Raw genomic sequence first — 13050 nt, forward strand, 5'->3', positions numbered from 1 at the left:
AGCACCAGAGATGCCCTGGCCAGAGTCTGCATGTCCACCGGACCAACTTCTCGACTGGGCGAGCATCGGCCAGCGCGTCCCTCCGGCAGCCCGGCGAGGGTCCGGTGCTGCAGGATCACCTTGAGTCTCCTCGCGTGACAGGAAGAGTCAGGGCAAAGTCCTTGACGCGTTGCTATGGAAGGAAATAGGTTGTTGTGTGACCAACGGTGATCTAGATCATATGTACAAGCACTGCCCCAATGGGCCGGGCTGGAAGTGAAGCACCTCGCGGTCTTGGCGCCATCCCCTGAATGGAGACAACATGGAACTCGATCTTGCAGACAATTCACTGGAGAAGGTGAGCCCGGAGCGCCTGCGGAAGGTGGTAAGGGCATCTTTTGCGGGGACCGTGGTGGAATGGTTTGACTTTGCCATCTACGGCTACATGGCAACTCATATTGCCGCTACTTTCTTCTCGTCCACGGATCCGGTCACGGGCCTGCTGGAGACGTTCGCCGTATTCGCTGTCGCGTTCGCGCTGCGGCCCTTGGGCGGGATCTTCTTCGGACGCCTGGGCGATCGCCTTGGACGCAAAAAGATCCTGGTGCTGACCGTCCTGCTCATGTCCGGGTCTACGGCCGCAATCGGCCTCATCCCAAGCCACGAGACGATCGGCATCTGGGCCGCCGTCCTGCTGGTGCTTGCCCGGTGTTTGCAGGGGTTCTCCGCCGGCGGCGAATACGCGGGCGCCACTATCTACGTCGTCGAGCACAGCCCCGACAAGCACAGGGCCCGTTACTCGTCCGCCATGTCGGCGGCGACGTTCTCCTCGTTCGCCCTCGCCGCCGGGCTCGGAGCGCTGCTCAGCTTCTTCCTGCCGGCCGCGGCCATGGGTGATTGGGGCTGGCGCATCCTCTTTCTGCTGTCCGTGCCGATGGGCCTGATCGCCTTCTACATCCGCGCCAAGCTCCACGAGTCCCCCGAGTTCCAAGCGATGATCGATGATTCCGCCTCCCGGCCCACCCCGTCCTTGGGGACCGTCTTCCGCACCCAGTGGCCCGCGATGCTGCGCCTGGGCGGGTTCGTGATGCTCACGGCCCTCTCCTTCTACATCTACTCCACGTACATGTCGACCTTCCTGATCAAGGTGGTCGGCCTGCCCCAGCACCTCGCGCTGTTCTCGAGTTTGATCTCGCTGACCCTCGCGACGGCGCTGGCCCCCGTCATGGGCCGTTTCTCGGATCGCATAGGGCGCCGCCGCACCATGCAGACCGCCGCCGGTCTCCTGGCGATTCTCACCATTCCGGCGTACATCATCGCCGAGCAGGGAACGTTCGCAACCGCCGTTGCCAGCCAACTGCTCATAGGACTCGGGGCCGTGACCGCTAACGTGGTGACCTCGGTCCTGATGTCGGAAATGTTCTCGACCGACGTGCGCTTCGCGGCATCGGGCACCTGCTACAACATCACCTACGCGGTGTTCGGCGGTACCGCACCCTTCCTGGCAACGTGGCTTGTCGCGGGAACCGGATACTCGCTCGCCCCCGCTATCTACGTCGCAGTGATAGCCGCCGCATCATTCCTCGTCGCCACCTACCTCATACCTGAGACCGCAGGACGGCCTCTGCGCCGGTACCACGACGACCCCGCGCCCGCAGGACATGCGCGCGCCGTGGCCCTGCAAGCGGCGCCTAGGGTCTGATGACCTGCCCGCTGCTCGAACCCGGTGGGGTCCGAACAGCTCACATCAGCAGAAATTTCACGGTTTTTGGCTGCGCCGACGCTGAAGTCCCCGCCGTCTCAGGGATCGGAGCCCGACTGGATCTTCAGTCAGCCAGCGGGACATAGCGGCAGACCTCTTACGTGCGCTTGGCGGCATCGGGCATCTGCTACAACATCACCTACGCCGTGTTCGGCGGCACCGCGCCCTTCCTGGCAACCTGGCTTGTCACCACGACGACCCCGTGCCCGCCGAGCCCGTGCGCAGCGTTGGCTGACCGGACTTGACTCCAGGTATCACAACGCTGGCCGCCCGCCGTTTGGACCCACAGGGTCCGGACGACAGGCCGGCCATCGTTGTTTCAGTCGCGGGCGCCGCCCAGCCGGTTGGTGACCTTCTCCGCGGCCAGCCGGACGGCGTTACCGAGATCCTCGTGCTGGTCCGGTGAGATGCGGCCGCGCGGCGCGGAGAGCGTTATGCACCCGACAGCTCCCCCGCGGTAGTCGCGGACCGGTGCCGAGATGCCGAACTCCTGGGGATCCGTGTAACCGTCGTTGAACGCCAGGCCGCGTGCGCGGACCTCCGCGAGGTGCGCCACGACGTCGCTGCCGAGGCCGGATGCGGCGGACCGGCCGATCTGGTCCGTCTCCAACAGTTGGGACACCGATGCCTCCGGCAGGAACGACAGGAAGATCCGGACGGACGAGCTCTCGTAGCGGTCGTAGCGCGTCCCGATGGGGGCGGAGTGCTTGACGAATTGCGGGCTGGAGACCTGCTCCACGACCACCGCCCCGGTCCCGTTCCACACCGCGAGGGCGCTGGTCTCGCGGGTCTGCAGCGTCAGGGACTCGAGGACGGGCTGCGCCAGGCGGCGCACGTCGAGCTCGGCCAGGAGCGGCCCGGCCAGGCCGATGACGCCGAGGCCCAGGCGGTACCGCCCGCTTTCCGCGTCCCGCTCCACGTATCCCGCCTCGGCCAGACCCGACAGGATCCGCGAAACGGTGCTCTTGTGCAGGTCGACCCGCTGCGCGACCTCGGTGACTCCGAGCGTTGGGGTGCCCGCGCGGAACGCCTCCAGGACCCTGAGTCCGTTGAGCAACGAAGCCGCCGCCCCCTGGGCCGCGTCGTTCCGGTCTTTCGGTGCTGACGGCACGAAATCTCCTCGATGGTGGTGGGGCCGAAGGCCGGCCCCCGCAGCGGGACGCCGTCCGTAAGTAAACACTATCGGAGCCGCACGTGCGGGGGGCCGGGCGGCGCGGCGGCGCGCGGCACCCGGCCCCCGGTGGATCAGCGGTCAGTCCAAACGCACCGTGGCCGGGTCGCGGTGGGGAGCGGCAAGAACCACCAGGCCGGAGACGAGGATGGGGATGCAGCCGACCAGCAGCGCGGTCGTGTTCCAGGTCAGGCCCGAGGCCAGGCTCGCCGTGACCAGGACACCGCCGATAATGGCACCCACCTGGCCCGAGGCGTTGATCAGGCTTCCAGCGGTGGCCCGCGTCGTGGCCGGGAAGCTCTCGCCGTTGAAGAACAGCAGCGCGGAGAAGGGGCCGATGAGGAAGAACAGTCCCAGGCTATAGAGCGCCACTGTCGCCCCGAACGAGGCCACTGGCAGCATCAGCATGCCGGTGAACGACAGCGCGGACAGGATCCAGCCGATGGAGATGGTGTTGCGCCGGCCAATGCGGTCGCCCAACCAGCCGTGGAACAGGTAGCCCAGGAACGAGCTGCCGTTGGAAACGATGAGGATCAGCAGGGCGTTGGTGAAGGGAACGGCGCGACCGGTGTCGGCGGTCAGCAGGGACGTGCCCAGAATGGCGAACACCAGCACCCCGATCCAGTTCATCAGGAACGCGAATCCGATGGTGACGACGGGCCGGAGCGACTCGCCGCGGAACGTGTCCCGGATCGGCGTGCGGATCCCGGTGTGGTCCTCGATGTGGAACTCCTCGGCCAGTTGGGCGGCCTCCTCGTGCCGGCCGGACTGATTGAGCTTGATCACCTCGGTGCGGGCACTGAACTGCGGGCTTTCCTTAAGCCAGCGCGCGGCGAACCCAATGAACAACGCCGGCACGGCCGCCACGATGAAGCAGAGGGCCCATCCGCCGATCGGCAGCAACACCGCGGTCGACGCCGCCGCGAGCACCGAGCCCAGCGGCCAGCCCGACTGGACGAGCGAGTACACCAGTCCCCGCCGGCGCAGCTGAGCGGTCGTCGCGCCGGAGGACGAATACACCTCGTTGAGGTAGACGGCGTTGATGGCCTGCTCGGCGTACCCGAGGCCGGCCAGGGAGCGGATGAGCACCAGGGCCACCAGACCGAGTCCGCCCAGCAGTCCCACGATCCAGCCGACGGTGGCCGTCAGGAGCGACGCGACGGCGGCACCCACTACAGCGAGGATGATGCCCTTGCGGCGGCCGAACCTGTCAACCACGGGGCCGATGCCGAACGCGACAAGGGCTGTGCCGGCGGTGATCCAGGTGTTGAGTCCCGTCGCCCCGGCGTCGCTGAGCCCCAGGTCCGCGGCCATGACCGGCAGCAGGTTGCCGAACAGGACGAAGTCGTAGACCGCGACGGTCCATGCAAAGAAACAGATCCAGCTGGCGATCTTTACGTCGCGGGGCGTGAAGGTGTGAATGGCCGGCCGAACCGGTATGGAGCCTGAGAGAGTCATAGTTGTGTCCTTCGGATGGTGGCAGGAAAAGGTGCCGTCATGGTGGAGGGATGGATCCGCGGAGGGTTCCCGGGCCCCTGCGGAGTGGGTGCCAACCGGCCGTCGCCGGAGCGGGGTTCATGCGTTGCTCCCCTAGAGACAGGGTTACCGGGATAGGAACAGCGTTGTATATCCGGAATGTTACGTTCCAACGCCCTTCTGCGATACCCCCTGCAACCCTTTTTCGCAGAGACAGCCCGTCCGATCACAACGAAATGACGCTTCGGTCCAGTTGTCACATTTAAGATGAATCGAGGATTTAACGTCCGTACCCCTTGCGCATGCGTTGCTGTAGGAGAAATATGGTTGCTGGAAACGCAACCATATTGTGGGTGATGTTGCCCACACCAGCGAAGGAGTAACGCCATGAAGCGAATCGGAGTCGACGTCGGGGGCACATTCACCGACCTTTACTATTCGAACGACGCAACGGGACAGGTGATCGTCGAGAAGGTTCCCTCCACGCCGCACGACTCCTCGGAGGGGGTGCTCAACGGCCTGCGCAAGCTCTGCGCCAAGGCGGGCATCTCGATGGCGGAGGTCGACATGCTGGTGCACGGCACCACCGTCGCCACGAACATCGCCCTGACCCACACCGGCGCATCCGTCGGCATGATCACCACCCACGGCTTCCGCGACATCCTCCACATCGCCCGCCACAAGAAGCCGCACAACTTCTCCCTCCAGCAGGAACTGCCGTGGCAGACCCGCCCGCTGGTCAAGCGCCGCCACCGGCTGACTGTGCACGAGCGGATCACCGCACCGCTCGGCGACGTCCTGGTGCCGCTAGACGAGGATGAGGTCCGCGACCGCGTCCGCCAGCTCAAGGCCGACGGCGTCGAGTCAGTCGCCGTCTGCCTGCTGCACAGCTACCTCAATCCGGCACACGAGCAACGCATCGGCGAGATTGTCAGCGAGGAGTTCCCGGAGGCATACCTGTCCCTCTCCAGCGACGTCGTCCCTCTCTACCGCGAGTTCGAACGCTTTTCCACCACCGCCCTCAATGCCTATGTGGGCCCTAGGGTCTCCCTCTACCTAGACCGCCTGGCCACCGCTGTCGCCTCCATGGGCTACCGCCGCGAGATCCTGTTGATGCAGTCCTCCGGCGGGATGATCGGCGTCGGACAGGCCGCCAAGCGGCCCGTTTCGCTGATGATGTCCGGCCCGGTTGGCGGCCTCATCGGCGGCATCTGGGCCGGAAAGCAGTCCGGCTTCGACAACGTCGTCACCCTCGACATCGGAGGCACGTCCGCGGACATCGGTGTCGCACCCGGCGGCGAGCTGCGCATGCGCCACCTCCTGGACACCAAAGTCGGCGACTACCAGGCCATGGTCCCGATGGTGGACATCGACACCATCGGAGCCGGCGGCGGTTCGATCGCCTACGTCGACGAGGGCGGGGTCTTCCGCACGGGCCCGCAGTCCGCCGGCGCAGTCCCCGGGCCCGCGTGCTACCAGCGCGGCGGAACGGAACCGACCTCGACCGACGCGCAACTGATCCTTGGCCGGATGCGCGCGGACCGCTCCCTCGCGGGCAGCGAGCTGCAGCTCGACCCCGAGCTGGCGCGGAATGCCATGGCAAAAGTCGCCGACAAGCTGAATATGGGTATCGAGGAGGCCGCACTCGGCGCCCTGCAGATCCAGAAGTTCGGCATGAGCCAGGCCATCGAGCAGAACTCGGTGCGCCGCGGCTACGACCCGCGTGACTTCACCCTTGTGGCCGGAGGCGGCGCGGGCGCCCTGTTCGCCTGCGAAATCGCCGAGGAGCTCGAGATTCCTCACGTGCTCATCCCCGCGCACCCGGGCATCCTGGCCGCAACTGGCCTCCTGGCCACCGATGAGAAGTTCGAGTTCGTGGGCACGGCGCGGTTCAGGCTCGCCTCGGCGGACACCTGGCAGCTCCAGACCTCCTACAGCGCCCTCGAGGCGGACGCACTGCAGCAGTTCCAGGCCAACGACATCGCCGAAGATCGGCGCGTTGTGCGTCGCCTGGCCGATGCCCGCTACGAGGGCCAGGGCTACGAGATCCGCTTCGCCGTCCCCGACGGCGAGATCACCCCCGAGTGGCTCGCCGAGACGGAGGCGCTCTTCCACGCCGCGCACGAGGCGGAGTACGGCCACCGTTTCAAGGACAGCGAGGTCGAGCTGGTGAACATCCGCGTGGAGGCCATCGGCAAGGTGGACGAACTCGCCCCGCCAGTCGCCCCGAAGGGCAACGACGACGTTGCCGCCGCCGTCATCGTCCGGCGTCCTGTGGTCTTTAGCAGCGGCGGAAAGCCCACGAGCTTCGACACGGCCTTCTACGACCGCGAGAGGATGGGCGCCGGCATGGCGTTCGAGGGCCCCGCCATTATCGAACAATACGACTCCACCGTCGTGGTGCCGCCGGGCTTCAAGGGACGGATCGACCACGTGGGAAACATGGTCATCGACTGCCCCGCCAAGGACGCCTCGGCCGAGCAGCTCGCCACGCCGATCCTGATGCGCGTCATCGGCGGCGCCCTGTCCTCGGCTGCAAAGGAAATGGCCTCAGTGCTGTTCCGGATGTCCTACTCCTCGATCATCCGCGAATCCGAGGACCTCGGCGCCGGCCTGTTCGACAAGGACGGGAACGTCCTGGCCGAGTCGGACTCCACCCCGATGTTCATGGGCGCCATGCCCAAGATCGTCCGCGGCGTGATGTCAGTGCTCGGCGACGACATCCACGACGGCGACATCATCCTCCACAACGACCCCTACCTCGGGGCCACCCACTCCCCCGACGTCGCGGTCATCACCCCGATCTTCCACGCCGGGGAGCTCGTCGGCTTCGCCGGGGCATCGGGCCAGCTCATCGACAACGGCGGCGCGTTCTCCGGACTCATGGTCGACATCCAGGACGTGCAGTCCGAAGGCACGATCTTCCGTGCCGTGAAGATCCAGGAGAAGGGCGTCCGGCAGGAGGGCCTGCTCAAGCACATCTTCGCCAACACCCGCACACCCACCAGCAACAAGGGCGATATCGAGGCCATGATCGCCGCGTGCGCCCTCGCCACCAGGCGGTACACGGTCCTGATCGAGAAGTACGGACTCGATGCCGTGCGGGACTCCGGTCAGGCGTGGATCGATTACTCCGAGCGCATGCTCCGCCAGGAGATCGCCAAGATCCCGGACGGCGAGTACGGGCCCGAACTGGGCTTCCTGGACGACGACGGGCGGAACTACGGCAAGAAGCTGCCGATCGCGGTGAAGGTCATCGTGAAGGGCGACGAGATCACCTACGACCTCACCGGCTCGAGCGACCAGGTTCCCACGGCCTACAACTGCGCCTTCGAGGGCACCACAGTCTCGGCGTTCACGTTCATCACGCGCATGATCTTCCTCGACGAGGTCGCCTTCCCGGTCTTCGTCCCGCAGAACGAGGGCATGCTCAAGCCGCTCAAGGTCATTGCGCCGGAGGGGACGATCTTCAACCCCACCTACCCGGCCGCGACCTTCTCCCGGTTCTCCCAGGTCCAGCGGGCCGTGGACCTGGCGCTGCGGGCCCTGGCGCCGGTCATGCCGGAGCGCGTCACGGCCGGCAACTCGGCACACATCCACTTCATGTCCTACTCGGGCTGGGACGAGAAGTCGGGCGAGTACTGGGTCTACCTGGAGGTCAACGAGGGCTCCTACGGCGGCCGCGCCACCAGCGACGGTCCGGACTCGGTGGACAACCTGATCGCGAACACGCGCAACAACCCGATCGAGGAGCTCGAGTGGCGGTTCCCGATGCGCACGGACCGCTACGAACTGCGCGAGGAGCCCGCGGCCGCCGGGGAGTTCCGCGGCGGCATCGGGATCGTCCGCGAAAACACGTTCCTGACCGACACGATCATCACCTGCGAAGGGGAGCGCCACGAGTCCGATGTCCCTTGGGGCGCGTTCGGCGGTCACGACGGCCTCAATGCCTCGCTGGTGAAGAACCCGGGCCGGGCCGGCGAGGAACAGTGGCCGTCCAAGGTCACCGGCAAGCAGATCCTGGCCGGGGACTCGATCCAAATCACCGTGCCCAGCAGCGGCGGGTTCGGGGATCCACGCAACCGAGATCCGCAGAAGGTCCTGGAGGACGTCCTCGACGGCTTCACCACCACGGACGCGGCCCGGCGGGACTACGGCGTGGAACTGGTCGAGGTCGACGGCAAACTGCGGGTCCAAGCCGACGTGACCGCCCAACTGCGGGCAGACATGGCCCGGGTGTAGCTGGTCGCGCCTAGCCAAGGAGAAGGCCCCGGTGGCGGGGACGGTCGCGAGACCGGTCCCGCCACCGGGGCCTTTCTCATGCCCGGCCTGCATTCGTGGGAACGCGCGACCCGATGGATGGATGATTCTGGCTTCGTCCACTGGTCTGAGCCGATGGTCGCCCACGGGGCGAACGGCCAGCGGTGTCGGAACAGCCTAGGTCAGTGTCCAGGACCGTTTTGACAGGCCAAACCAGAACCCGTCGATCGCGGTTTTGGCGTGCAGGTCACCGGACCCGTACGCTGCGCCGAGCGCGACATACAGCGGGGCCCAATGTTCGCTGCGAGGGTGCGCCTCGCGGGCTGCCGGGGCCTTGTGCAGGAAGTCCAGGATGGAGTCGATGTCGCCGCGCGCCATTGCTTCGTCCGCCCAGTGATCGAACTCTCGGGAAACCGAGGGCGGGGCACTGTCGGGTCCGCCGGAGGGGTTGAACCAGCGCAGATTGTGCGTGGTGAACCCCGAACCGACGATCAGCGTGCCGCGGTCGCGCAACGGCGCCAGCGACTTGCCCAGATCGAACAGGCCCTGCGGATCAAGAGTTGGCATGGACATTTGCACGACCGGTACATCCGCGTCCGGGAACATTTCCTTGAGCGGCACATAGGCGCCGTGGTCCAAGCCGCGGCTCTCGTCGCGCTCGACATGGTGGCCATGACCGGCCACCAGCTTCTCCACCTCGGTGGCCAGACCGGGAGCCTGAGGAGCGTCGTAGGTTACGTCGTAGTACTTCTGGGGGAAACCGCCGAAGTCATAGACCAGTCCCGGGTTGCGCCCGGTGGCGCTGAGCGTGACCGGGGCGTTTTCCCAGTGCGCGGACACCATGAGGATGTCTTTGGGCTTGTCAAAAGTGCCGGACCATTCGCTGAGTTCGCGGGTCCAAGTGGCGTCGTCAGCCAACGGCGGAGCCCCATGGCTGAGAAAGAGAACCGGAGGGCGGTCGAGGGTCGATGTCATGAAATCAGCCTACCCGGTTTTACTTGAAGGTTCAAGTTTATCATGTGTAACCATAGTGGCCGTCGTTGGGCCGCCGGTAGCCGAGCGCGGAGTGACGGCGGCGAGGGTGGCAGGGTCCCGCAGCTAAGTCCGATTCTTGCTTGTCTAACTCGCCGGCCGCAGCGAGGTGATCATCCGCTTGATATCCCGGTACTCGGCAGTTTCCGCATACTTCATTGCCTTCTCCAGGTACGGCAGGGTTGCGTCTCCGGGCGTCTCATTGTTGGCCGGATCGTAGAACGCCCCGAACATGGCAGCGTTGGGCGGCCATGTGAAGAAGTGGAAAATGGGGCACGCAGAATCCCCCGTGGGTGCCGGGCCGTGCGCGATGCCGTAGGCAGCTCCCGGCGTATTCGCCGGCCCCGGATTCTCGGCGTTGCCGCGGGTCTCGAACACGTACCGTGGCGTCGCACCGTTCTGCGTCAGCGCCGTCATCTCCTGCGAATCCAGGATGGAGTACGGGTAACGCTGGACGCAGGAGGAACCCGTGGCCATGTTGGTGCGAAGAGTAGCCAGTGGCTTCCCGGCCTGGTTTTTAACCTCCGCGAATGCGCCACCACCTTCAGCCAGCTCACCGGCGGGATCCGTGACGCTCCACGCGGCGGGAAAGTCGAACGTCAACTGGCCGTCCGCCGTCGTGTAACTGGTCCAGGCCGCTGACGCCGTGGGGGCGCCAGTAACGTTCGGTGTCCCGCCCGACGAGGGCCCTTGGCTGGGTGGTGCGGCTGTCGTGACTGAGGCGACGGGTCCGCTCGCAGTACCCGATGCCGGCGGCGCCGCCTGCTGACCGCACCCCGAAAGCAACAATGCGAATAGAAATGCCGCGGAAACCACAGCGCCGGACGATATTGATCTGCTCATGTGACTCTCCCTGCGCCGACAATGCTCCCTTAAGTGTCGCGCCCTCCGGAACTGTGGGATCTCAACTGCGGCGATTGGCACCGAACCGTTGCTGGGTATAACAATCCGCCCGCACGTGGTGACCTGGCGGTGGTGTCCAGCTGGTCAGCAGTCCCCTCCGCTGTTGTTGACGTCGATAGTGAGAATGCTGCCGTCGGGTGTCTGATCGCCAAGTATCACGGCCTGAGCAATGAGAGCTAGGAACGGCACCACACCGATGTCTACCTGCATCCACACCCACAAACCCATACTCGCGGGCACCACTATTGACGCCATATATATGACTGCGGAAACAATCCAGAAGACCTTCGTGCGCAAACGCACCGGCTCACGCCTCACAGCTTGGCGCAATCGCAACGGCTTACGCACCCGGGGTGACGCGCGACGCAGCTGACGTCGAGCTAGTTGAGACTTAGACGGCTTGGCCATGCCTGATCCTAACCCGCGTCTTTTAGCCCACTGGCCTGCCCGGGCTGTGTTGACTCCGCGTCGCAACTCTTCGCGGGATTTCACGATGGAACGCGGTGGTGGGGGCAGCAGCCGCGCTGGCCCAGACTCCCCCGCTGCTAACTCCGGCCCACCTCGAGGCCCTGCAGGACGAGGGACTGGATCCGCTGCAACTCGCCGACGTGATCCACGGCAACGCCGCCGGGCGAAGCACACAGCTTCCTTCAGGAATAGACGGTGAAGCCAGCGCCGACGCGGCGTGCCCGGTCTCGTCCGCGTCTCTGGCGCTTGCGTCAGACCTGCCGGCGGAATGACGTGGACGGTTGCGCCCACGTCAATGACCGCCAGTCCTGTGCGGGGTGGATGTGACCGGCAGGTTCGCGGAGGGCCACGTCCGGCAGCGCTGCCCCCTCCTGAACAGTGCGCCGGCGAAGCCTGCGGGAGCCTGACTTGATCCGCGTCATGCGACGCGGTCCAGCAGCCCGGCCCGCGATGGAACACCGTCGAAATACCCGCCTTTGAAGAAGAGCAGCGGCTCGGCCCCGTCCCGCGCACCGAGGGCGCGCACCGCCCCCACGACGATGGTGTGGTCGCCGCCGTCGTATTCCTGGTGCAGTTCGCAGTCCACCCAGGCGAGGGCCTGATCCAGCGCAGGGTTGCCCAGCGGTGAAGCGGAGAACTCGACGCCGGCGAACTTGTCCGTTCCGGAGCGGGCAAACTGGCCGGCAAGGTGCCGGTGCCCGGCAGGCAGGACGTTCACCGTGAAGCTTCCGGCCTTACGCAGCAACGGCCAGGTGCTGGAGCTGCGCGCGGGGCTGAAAGTGACCAGCGCCGGATCCAGGGAGAGAGAAGAGAAAGACTGGCAGGTGAAGCCTGCCGGTCCGTTGTCTGTCGCCGCGGTGATTACGGTCAGTCCAGAAGCAAAGTGGCCCAGGACGTGGCGCAGACGCTGCGGGGTGAGATCAAGGTGTTCGGTCATGTCTTGCCCTTTCAAAGCCGGTAGTCCAAACCAACCACCCGCCAGCACCCCTTTCAACCCGGGGTGAAACGCGCCGACGCGCAACGCAACCTAGCTTCACAGCCCGAAGCAGCAGGTAACGAAACGGTCCCCTCCTTAGCTGGGATCCAAATGCCGCGGCGGCTGATTCGTCGACCTGGCGGCCGAGCTCGGTTTCGCGGAAAAACCGCCGCGGAGCGGCGACGGTTCGGGCCGCCGGCAGTCGGTGATGCCGCTGTTCGAAGTGGCACGTACGAAGACCAAGACCGAGGCGCTTGCGGCGCTCGATGAATGGAAGGCCCGGCATGGGGACCTCGTCGCCGACTACGATCCGTGGGCGGGCAAAGAGTGGCCGGGGCGGCCTGGGTCCTGACACCCCCGGGCCAGATCGCGCAGGTCGTTGCCGACGTCGCGCGAAGTCCTTGACCGCCCCGTCCGTGTCAGCAGGGGTATCGTCCCCTCAGGGGACCGCTAGGAGTACTTCAGGCTCAACATCAGGGCCTTGAGCTGCGCGTACTGCTGGGTGGCCATCCACGATTTCGCTGCTTGGCGGCTCGGGAAGCCCGACACGTGGTTCGGGTAGACCGACTGGTTGAAGATGACCCGGTTCTGCGCGGCGCCGTTTCCCATTTTGAGTAACGCGCATTGCGACGAGACGTCCCCCTCCTCCAGGTTGCGGGGGTTCATGACCGCCATGAAGTACGAGTCATCGCCGCCACTCCTTTCCACAATAAATCCGAACATCGGCGTGGTGCCGTCAACTTCGCGCATTCCGGGGGGCGGGTGCTTTATCGAACACCGTACGGTTCACGGGTCCCGCCGAGCAGCCGATGCCATTGGCGCAGCTTGAGACGCTGAAGAGGTCGGCGCCGGTGCGGTCCGAGACGATCGCTTCAACCGGCTGCCAGGGAGGCCCCTCCTGGCCCGGCCCCCGCTGCGTCCTGACTGACCAGGAACCCGGGTAGGAGAAGGAGATGTGCCCGTCGGGAAATGTGAAGGTTTTCAGAGCTGGCTGGACCGGCGCAGCAGGCGCCGCTGGCGGGG

Annotated in this window: 9 protein-coding genes and 1 pseudogene; 4 read left to right on the forward strand and 6 right to left on the reverse strand. The window is 65.9% G+C overall.

The features are described 5' to 3' along the window. Positions 1 to 301: 301 nt before the first annotated feature. Entirely contained in the window at positions 302 to 1681 is a 1380-nt protein-coding gene (locus ACZYZ5_RS11065; RefSeq protein WP_463901772.1) for an MFS transporter, read from the forward strand. Positions 1682 to 2060: 379 nt separating this feature from the next. On the opposite strand, the gene ACZYZ5_RS11070 is transcribed toward ACZYZ5_RS11065, so the two are convergent. Further along, positions 2061 to 2852, reverse strand: coding sequence for an IclR family transcriptional regulator (locus tag ACZYZ5_RS11070; RefSeq protein ID WP_463901773.1), 792 nt, complete (start codon positions 2850 to 2852; stop codon positions 2061 to 2063). A gap of 141 nt (positions 2853 to 2993) precedes the next feature. Beyond that, complete coding sequence (locus ACZYZ5_RS11075; RefSeq protein ID WP_463901774.1) at positions 2994 to 4370, reverse strand: MFS transporter; 1377 nt, start codon at positions 4368 to 4370, stop codon at positions 2994 to 2996. 405 nt (positions 4371 to 4775) lie between these two features. Here ACZYZ5_RS11075 and ACZYZ5_RS11080 point away from each other — a divergent pair, with 405 nt between their 5' ends. After that, entirely contained in the window at positions 4776 to 8630 is a 3855-nt protein-coding gene (locus tag ACZYZ5_RS11080; protein WP_463901775.1) for a hydantoinase B/oxoprolinase family protein, read from the forward strand. A gap of 195 nt (positions 8631 to 8825) precedes the next feature. On the opposite strand, the gene ACZYZ5_RS11085 is transcribed toward ACZYZ5_RS11080, so the two are convergent. Both ACZYZ5_RS11085 and ACZYZ5_RS11090 read right to left on the reverse strand, forming a co-directional pair. Beyond that, positions 8826 to 9623, reverse strand: a complete 798-nt coding sequence (locus ACZYZ5_RS11085) for a dioxygenase family protein (RefSeq protein WP_463901776.1) — start codon at positions 9621 to 9623, stop codon at positions 8826 to 8828. A gap of 144 nt (positions 9624 to 9767) precedes the next feature. Next, the gene (locus tag ACZYZ5_RS11090; RefSeq protein ID WP_463901777.1) at positions 9768 to 10283 is read right to left on the reverse strand and encodes a hypothetical protein; all 516 of its coding nucleotides are present in this window, start codon (positions 10281 to 10283) and stop codon (positions 9768 to 9770) included. A gap of 806 nt (positions 10284 to 11089) precedes the next feature. Between ACZYZ5_RS11090 and ACZYZ5_RS11095 the strand changes: the two genes are divergently transcribed. Continuing rightward, entirely contained in the window at positions 11090 to 11323 is a 234-nt protein-coding gene (locus ACZYZ5_RS11095; RefSeq protein ID WP_463901778.1) for a carboxymuconolactone decarboxylase family protein, read from the forward strand. A 146-nt stretch (positions 11324 to 11469) separates the two neighbouring features. Here ACZYZ5_RS11095 and ACZYZ5_RS11100 read toward each other — a convergent pair whose 3' ends face one another. Further along, a complete protein-coding gene (locus ACZYZ5_RS11100) occupies positions 11470 to 11988 on the reverse strand; it encodes a flavin reductase family protein (protein WP_463901779.1) in 519 nt (172 codons plus the stop codon). A gap of 175 nt (positions 11989 to 12163) precedes the next feature. On the opposite strand from ACZYZ5_RS11100, the pseudogene ACZYZ5_RS11105 reads away from it, so the two are divergent. After that, positions 12164 to 12379: pseudogene (locus tag ACZYZ5_RS11105) on the forward strand (DNA polymerase domain-containing protein); the annotation flags it as partial. Positions 12380 to 12477: 98 nt separating this feature from the next. Here ACZYZ5_RS11105 and ACZYZ5_RS11110 read toward each other — a convergent pair. Continuing rightward, positions 12478 to 12777, reverse strand: coding sequence for a hypothetical protein (locus tag ACZYZ5_RS11110; RefSeq protein WP_463901780.1), 300 nt, complete (start codon positions 12775 to 12777; stop codon positions 12478 to 12480). Positions 12778 to 13050: the final 273 nt, after the last annotated feature.

It is taken from the genome of Pseudarthrobacter ribosi, from assembly GCF_055412865.1.

Excerpts from the sequence above, each read along its gene's own strand:
- ACZYZ5_RS11100 (WP_463901779.1), bottom strand. The coding sequence starts at position 11,988 with ATGACCGAACACCTTGATCTCACCCCGCAGCGTCTGCGCCACGTCCTG.
- ACZYZ5_RS11110 (WP_463901780.1), bottom strand. The coding sequence starts at position 12,777 with ATGCGCGAAGTTGACGGCACCACGCCGATGTTCGGATTTATTGTGGAA.
- ACZYZ5_RS11065 (WP_463901772.1), top strand. The coding sequence starts at position 302 with ATGGAACTCGATCTTGCAGACAATTCACTGGAGAAGGTGAGCCCGGAG.
- ACZYZ5_RS11085 (WP_463901776.1), bottom strand. The coding sequence starts at position 9,623 with ATGACATCGACCCTCGACCGCCCTCCGGTTCTCTTTCTCAGCCATGGG.
- ACZYZ5_RS11075 (WP_463901774.1), bottom strand. The coding sequence starts at position 4,370 with ATGACTCTCTCAGGCTCCATACCGGTTCGGCCGGCCATTCACACCTTC.
- ACZYZ5_RS11080 (WP_463901775.1), top strand. The coding sequence starts at position 4,776 with ATGAAGCGAATCGGAGTCGACGTCGGGGGCACATTCACCGACCTTTAC.